The organism is Bradyrhizobium sp. 2TAF36, assembly GCF_052114925.1.
Taxonomy (GTDB): Bacteria; Pseudomonadota; Alphaproteobacteria; order Rhizobiales; family Xanthobacteraceae; genus Bradyrhizobium; species Bradyrhizobium barranii.
Map to the genome: position 1 here is coordinate 1 of NZ_JBFRFR010000181.1, position 6,349 is coordinate 6,349.

Below are 6,349 nucleotides of genomic sequence, written 5' to 3' on the forward strand. Positions count from 1 at the left end.
CGGCCGGAACGTGCCGCTCGAGCGAAAACTCATAGAACAATGCGGCCTGCCCAACTCGCTGATGTCCCATCATGATTCAGCCCTCTTGCAACGACTGAATCAGCGAATGTCAGCTCACGCAACCGAAGACTTTTTCAACAAAATCGGCCTGTAGCCGCCATCAAATGACGGCCGGTTCAAGTCTGCATTGGGGGCAGAAGCGACGTTGGTTTTCTCGATAAAAGGTGAGATCTCGTTAGCGCGTGACGCACACCTGCATATGGCCGGGGCCGGTCGTTTAATGGGTCGGGATTTGCGAAGTTTGGCGGCCGCAACGTCAAGGATGGTCCCGCAACACTTCGCACGGCTTACCCGACCCTCGAAATCGTGGTGCCAGTAATTCATTGGAACCGAAACGATGTAAGCTTGTTTCAGTAGACTGTGTCCCACCCAAACTGGGGCTGGGATAGGATTCTTATGGACAGCTCGAACCGCTTCGAAGCCGCAAAATCGAGCGACGGTCGCTACCGGCTGCTCGTTGAGGCAATTACTGATTACGCGATTTACATGTTGGATCGCGAGGGGCGCGTGACCAGTTGGAATCCCGGCGCCAAGCGATTTAAAGGTTATGAGGCGGATGAGATCATCGGTCAGCATTTTTCGACATTTTACACCGATGCTGAGCGTTCGCAGAACGTCCCGGCTTTGGCGCTGGCCGAAGCCGAGCGCACTGGTCGGTTCGAGCGTGAAGGCTGGCGCGTGCGCAAGGACAGTACGCAGTTCTGGGCTCATGTCATTATAGACGCGATCCGCTCTCCTGAGGGGGAGCTTGTCGGCTTCGCTAAAATTACTCGCGACTTAACTGAGCGAAGGGCCGCAGAGGCTAAACTGCGCGAAGGCGAAGCACAGTTCCGGCTGCTGGTCCAAAGCGTTACCGACTACGCCATTTTCATGCTGGATGTTAAAGGCTACGTGGCGAGCTGGAATGCTGGCGCACAGCATATCAAAGGCTATGCTCCCGAAGAGATTATTGGCAGGCACTTCTCCGAGTTCTACACGGAAGCTGACCGGGCCGCCGGACTTCCCCTTGTCGGATTGGACACCGCAACCCGAAACGGGCGTTGGGAACATGAAGGTCAACGGGTTCGAAAGGACGGCACTGCGTTCTGGGCGCACGTCGTGATCGACGCCATCCGGGATGACTCCGGCAAGCTTCTCGGATTCGCCAAGGTTACACGGGATATCACTGAACGTCGTGAGGCGGAAGCAGCGCTCCATGCAGCTCAGGCGACAATGATCCGTTCGCAGAAGCTGGAGGCTATCGGTCAACTTACCGGCGGCGTCGCACACGACTTCAACAACCTGCTGCAGGTTATCAGTGGAAACCTGCAGCTGTTGAGCAAAGATATCGCGGGCAATGCCCGGGCAGAGATGCGGGTCCAAAGCGCCCTCGGCGGTGTTGCCCGCGGCTCGAAACTCGCCTCTCAATTGCTTGCCTTCGCGAGGCGACAGCCGCTGGAGCCAAGAGTTGTAAACGCCGGCCGGCTGCTGAGAGGCATGGATGAGATGCTTCGTCGCGCCTTGGGCGGGGAGATCGAAGTCGAGACGGTAGTCGCCGGTGGTCTGTGGAACAGCCTCATCGACCCCGATCAACTAGAAAATGCGATTTTGAACCTCGCGATCAACGCTCGTGACGCGATGAACGGTGAAGGGCGGCTGACGATCGAAGCGAGCAATGCCTTCCTGGACGATGAATATGTTCGCCAGCACGAGGACTTGTCTGCGGGGCAATACGTGATGATCGCAGTAACCGACACGGGCGCCGGCATTCCTCCTGACATCCTGGAACGGGTCTATGAGCCATTCTTCACAACCAAGGCGGAGGACAAGGGCACGGGTTTGGGCCTTGCCATGGTTTACGGCTTCCTCAAACAGTCCGGCGGGCACGTCAAAATCTACAGCGAACTAGGTGCCGGAACTACTGTGAAGCTGTATTTCCCGCGAGAAGTGGCCAGCGAAGACACTCTCGTGGGAGCTCCGACCGGTGAGGTTCAAGGCGGAGAGGAAACCATCCTCGTGGTTGAGGATGACGATGAGGTTCGCGAAGTGGCGGTCTCGATGCTCACCGAGCTAGGCTATCGCGTCGTCAAGGCGCGAGATGCCGCGAGCGCACTCGTTGTTGTCGACAGCGGCATTCCAATAGACCTTATCTTCACCGACGTCATGATGCCTGGAACGTTGCGGAGCCCGGACCTAGCGCGGAAAGCCAAGGAACGATTGCCCAACCTCGCCGTACTTTTCACATCCGGCTATACTCAAAACGCCATCGTGCACGGCGGGCGGCTTGATCCCGGGGTAGAGCTCTTAGCCAAGCCTTACACGCGCGAGGCACTTGCGCGGAAAATCAGACACGTGCTGGCTAATCAAGCTCAAAGGCGCGTTGCTCAGGGATCGCAACACTCGGCCAACGAAAAGAATTTTGAGGATGCGACAGTGTTACTCGTTGAAGACGATGATCTCATCCGCTTCACGACGGCAGAGATGCTAAGCGACATCGGATGTAAAGTAAAAGAGGCCAGCACGGCAAAAGAGGCGCTGAAGATTTTGGATGAGCACCCTGTAGACATCTTACTTACGGATGTCGGCCTTCCTGGCATTTCCGGGCTCGAGCTCGCAAGGGAAGTCTGTGCGCGCCGCCCCCAGTTATGCCTAGTTCTCGCGACAGGCGACGGCGGATTGAGATCTGAAGCGGAGCGATTGGACGCAATCCTTGTCGTGAAGCCTTACACTCCGAAGTCACTTCGCCAAGGTTTAGAACAAGCGATTAATAAGCGTCGCTCATTGGGGCGTCACCGGTAATGGCGACGGCGATGGCCAAGTTTAAACCGGCGCTCGACCTGCACGCCGGAGGCGGTGCGAGACCGCAGCGGAGCCCGCATCGCTTTCCATTCGGCGACCTGCCGCTGCAGTTCGCGCGCGACATCCGGCTCGATGGCGTCAGGCTTGTCTTGCGACATTTCGGTGATCTGCATCGTCTTTCCTGTTCAGGCGGCGGCGCGGTCGGCCGACTTCAAACGCATAGGCTTGCCGCCGGGCGGGTTGCGAGGACCACTGTCCAACGCACAAAGCGCTTCCAAGATCTCGTCAATCGTTACAGGGGCTTTCAAACCTTCGGGCGCTCGCAGCGAAGGGCATGACGCGATGGCAGAAGCGTCGGAGGCCCACGATGCCAGAATGGCCTTCTTCTCGGAGAGAGTGAGGGCGGGGTGCGAGACCACGTCCCGTGGATGTTCAAATACCGTACCAGGATGCAGGACGGTGTTGAGATCGATGACGTTGTTGTCGAGCGCGGTCGTCGGCCGCATGGCAACCTCCATATCGAGACGAGTTAGTGCGGAACCGCGCGGGACAAGCCCGCGCGGCGGTGATCGTACTCAGTTGGTCAGGCCGCCTTCGCTTCGATCTGGGCGACGTTGTTGAGTCCAACGCCGTTGATCGCGATGCGGCGCGGCTTCTTCGCCTCCGGGATTTCCCGCTGCAAGTCGATGACGAGCAGGCCGTTCTCGAAGCTGGCGCCCCTGACCTCCACGTGATCGGCAAGAGTGAATTGGCGCTTGAAGTTGCGGGCAGAGATACCGCGATGCAGAAAAGTCCGCTCTTCCTTGTCGCTCTTGCGGCTTTCGAGCGTCAGTACATTCTGCTCGACCGTAAGATCGACCTCGTCCGGCTTGAAACCAGCGAGCGCGACGGAGATCTGGAAGCGATTCTCGTCGAGGCGTTCGATGTTGTAGGGGGGATAGCTTTCCTCACCCACTCGCTGGGCGGCTTCGGCGAGGTCGAAAAGGCGGTCGAAGCCGATGGCCGACCGGAACAGGGGCGAAAAATCTACAGTGCGCATAGCCAGATCCTCCATGGAGCAAAATGGTTGAGCGGCACCGGACACGACCGGTGCCCGTCTCAAGTGGCGGGACCCTGACGGCATCCCGATCGCCCACCGGCGACGCCGAAGAAATTGCGAATCTCGAAAAAAGTTTCAAGAGGCCGATGCAAAAATTTCGACCAGGATTCGGGACGGTTAACCGGGTGTTGCCGGCCTATTCCCGGGCGCGGTGCAGGGCGTCACTGAGCTTCTCCCTTTCATCCTCCCATCGCGCGTCTTCGCCCCCGACCCGCTTCTCCAGGTCGCGCCGCTCGACGTCGAGCGCCTCGGATCGTTCTTCATGCTCCCGCTGCGCGGCGTCCAGCGCCGCCTGTGCTTTTGCGATCGCCTTCTCGCGCTTAGCCCGGTCCTTCTCCCGCGCCGTCTCTTCCTTGCGACGCTTGGCATCCCTGCGCCTCTGCTGGCGCTCAAACGCCAAAGCAGCCTCGCGCGGATCCTCCACGCTGGTCTTCGTGACCGCCCGCCGCTTTGGTTCCGGACGGCGCCTTTTCTTCGGACCGCCGTCTTCGCCGTCCGGGTCGGGCAGGTCGGCGTGCGCGGCGAAGCGTCCGCTCGATCCGGCCGGCCGCTTCAACACCACGCCCGGCTTCGCCATGRCTGCCGCGACGACGTCCGGATCATCGGTCTTCCTTGGCGAAGCCTTGGTGGAAGAGATTGCTGCCTGCGCCCCACGCTTCCAGCGCGGCCTTCATGGACGGCGCCGCGATCGCGAGATCGTAGAACCCGAGCGATGTCTGGTAGGTCTTCAGCTTGCGCGCCATGGGCGTCTACTTTGCGAGGAGCGAACCCGCGAAGCAGGCCAGCAATGTTGCCGGCCCGGGGCGGACTTCAGCGCAACCGGCCTGCCGCAGCGCTGTTTCGGTAAATCCGCCGCAAAGCACTCCGATCGTCCGGATGCCGACCTTGYCCGCCGCCTCGGCATCGTAGGGGGTGTCGCCGATCGCGACGGCATCACCGCCTCCGATCCCGAGCTTGCCGAGAGCGACCTCGAAGATGTCGGGGGCCGGCTTCGATTCCTTCACGTCGTCCGAACTGGTCGTGACATCGACCAGCTCGGCGATGTCGGCGATATCGAGGTATTTTTCGAGCTCATCCTTCTTGGCGGAGGACGCGACGGCGATGCGGAGCCCGGCATCGTGCACGCGCCGCAGCAGGTCCGGGACCGCGGAGAAGGGACGCACAAGCGGCAGGTATTCGCTCTTGAAGCGCTTGCCGCGCCATTCCTCCATCTCGCTACCGTGGTCGCGCTGCGCCTCGGCCGTGAGGAAATGCGGAATCAGCTTATCGCCGCCCTTGCCGATCTGGCTTCTCGCCTGCTCGAAGCTGACGTCGTGACCGAACTTCACCATGGCTTCGTGCCAGGCGAGAGCGTGGAGATCGACGGAGTCGAGAAGGGTCCCGTCCACGTCGAAGATGGCGGCTCTGGGCATTCAGGATCCTCCCGGGCGGGACCGCCCTGTCTTCGCGTACCAGTCGGCGTAGATCGTATTCTTCGCCATGTGGCGGTTGAGGTCGAGCGAACCATCGCCCCGCCAGACGGGGCCCCGCTCGCCGAGCGCTCTCTTGGCATCGTCCACGGCACGATGAGCCGCCGCTTCGGCCTTCAAATCTTCCTGCGCCTTGGCATCCCGTACCGCGCGCCTGGCCGTCATCAGCCGCTTCGTCAGCTTCGACCGCTCATCCTCGTCGATGCCCGGATCGGTCATCCGCCAGAGACGGCCGCGAACGACGAAGTAGCGGCCGTCCGGGGTCACCGGATACTTCAAGCCGACTTCCGCCGCGCCCTTGCTGCCGGCTTCTTCGCGGCGGCCTCCTTCGCCGGCTTCTTKCCGGCGATCGGCATCAGCATTTCCTTCTGGCCGGCCGCCGCCTTGCGCGGCTTCTTGGCCCCCTTCTTGGGGGCAGCCCTGGTTTCGGCCGCCGCGCCGCCGACGCTCTTGCGCAGCGCGTCCATCAGGTCGACGACGTTATCGCCGCGCGGACGCTCCTTCGGCGTGATCGGCTTGCCGGCCCGCTTCTGGTTGATGAGATCGACCAGGGCGGTTTCGTACTGGTCCTCGAACTTGTCCGGCTCGAAGTTGCCGGCTTTCTGTTCGACGATGTGCCTGGCGAGATCGAGCATGTCCTTGGTGACCTTGACGTCGTGGGTGGATTCCAGAGCGACGTTCTCGAGCTCTTCCTTGGTGACCTCGATGAAGGTGTCGGTATCGACCTTGTAGCCCTTCACGATGTCCTCATTGGGCACCTCGTCTCCGGTGTCCGCATCGACCTTCAGGTACTTGATCCGGTGCCCCGTCGCCCGGTTCAGCTGGTTGAAGCTGATCTTCTCGGACTCGGATGTCGCCGGGTACAGCGCCACCGGGCAGGTGACGAGCGAAAGGCGAAGAAAGCCTTTCCAGTTGGCGCGGGGGGCCATGAACGCGGTACTCC

Annotated in this window: 7 protein-coding genes and 1 pseudogene; 1 reads left to right on the forward strand and 7 read right to left on the reverse strand. The window is 60.9% G+C overall.

Going from position 1 to position 6,349, the window contains the following annotated elements; genetic code table 11:
* Positions 1-456: 456 nt before the first annotated feature.
* A complete protein-coding gene (locus tag AB4Z51_RS44010; RefSeq protein WP_441499685.1) occupies positions 457-2,838 on the forward strand; it encodes a PAS domain S-box protein in 2,382 nt (793 codons plus the stop codon).
* Here the strand turns inward: AB4Z51_RS44010 and AB4Z51_RS44015 are convergent.
* The 7 genes and pseudogenes from AB4Z51_RS44015 to AB4Z51_RS44045 all read right to left on the reverse strand — a co-directional run bounded on the left by AB4Z51_RS44015 (position 2,829) and on the right by AB4Z51_RS44045 (position 6,335).
* Positions 2,829-3,011, reverse strand: a complete 183-nt coding sequence (locus AB4Z51_RS44015; RefSeq protein ID WP_441499686.1) for a hypothetical protein — start codon at positions 3,009-3,011, stop codon at positions 2,829-2,831. The genes AB4Z51_RS44010 and AB4Z51_RS44015 overlap by 10 nt on opposite strands.
* Before the next feature lie 12 nt (positions 3,012-3,023).
* On the reverse strand, positions 3,024-3,344 hold the full coding sequence (locus tag AB4Z51_RS44020) for a hypothetical protein (protein WP_441499687.1): 321 nt from the start codon (positions 3,342-3,344) through the stop codon (positions 3,024-3,026).
* Between the two features lie 77 nt (positions 3,345-3,421).
* Positions 3,422-3,877 (reverse strand): Hsp20 family protein, encoded by a 456-nt coding sequence (locus AB4Z51_RS44025; RefSeq protein ID WP_441499690.1) that lies wholly within the window; start codon positions 3,875-3,877, stop codon positions 3,422-3,424.
* A gap of 196 nt (positions 3,878-4,073) precedes the next feature.
* Positions 4,074-4,680, reverse strand: a pseudogene (locus AB4Z51_RS44030) (cell envelope biogenesis protein TolA).
* Between the two features lie 6 nt (positions 4,681-4,686).
* A complete protein-coding gene (locus AB4Z51_RS44035; RefSeq protein ID WP_441499688.1) occupies positions 4,687-5,349 on the reverse strand; it encodes an HAD family hydrolase in 663 nt (220 codons plus the stop codon).
* Positions 5,350-5,685: a hypothetical protein gene (locus tag AB4Z51_RS44040; RefSeq protein WP_441499689.1), complete on the reverse strand. Its 336-nt coding sequence runs from the start codon at positions 5,683-5,685 to the stop codon at positions 5,350-5,352. It abuts the gene before it with no gap.
* Positions 5,682-6,335 carry a Ku protein gene (locus tag AB4Z51_RS44045; RefSeq protein ID WP_441499691.1) on the reverse strand — a complete coding sequence of 218 codons (654 nt, stop codon included), beginning with the start codon at positions 6,333-6,335 and terminating at the stop codon, positions 5,682-5,684. Before AB4Z51_RS44045 ends, AB4Z51_RS44040 begins: the two co-directional genes overlap by 4 nt.
* Between the last annotated feature and the right edge of the window lie 14 nt (positions 6,336-6,349).

Bases quoted from the DNA above. Each gene is read 5' to 3' on its own strand.
- AB4Z51_RS44025 (WP_441499690.1), bottom strand. From the start codon at position 3,877: ATGCGCACTGTAGATTTTTCGCCCCTGTTCCGGTCGGCCATCGGCTTC.
- AB4Z51_RS44015 (WP_441499686.1), bottom strand. From the start codon at position 3,011: ATGCAGATCACCGAAATGTCGCAAGACAAGCCTGACGCCATCGAGCCG.
- AB4Z51_RS44010 (WP_441499685.1), top strand. From the start codon at position 457: ATGGACAGCTCGAACCGCTTCGAAGCCGCAAAATCGAGCGACGGTCGC.
- AB4Z51_RS44020 (WP_441499687.1), bottom strand. From the start codon at position 3,344: ATGCGGCCGACGACCGCGCTCGACAACAACGTCATCGATCTCAACACC.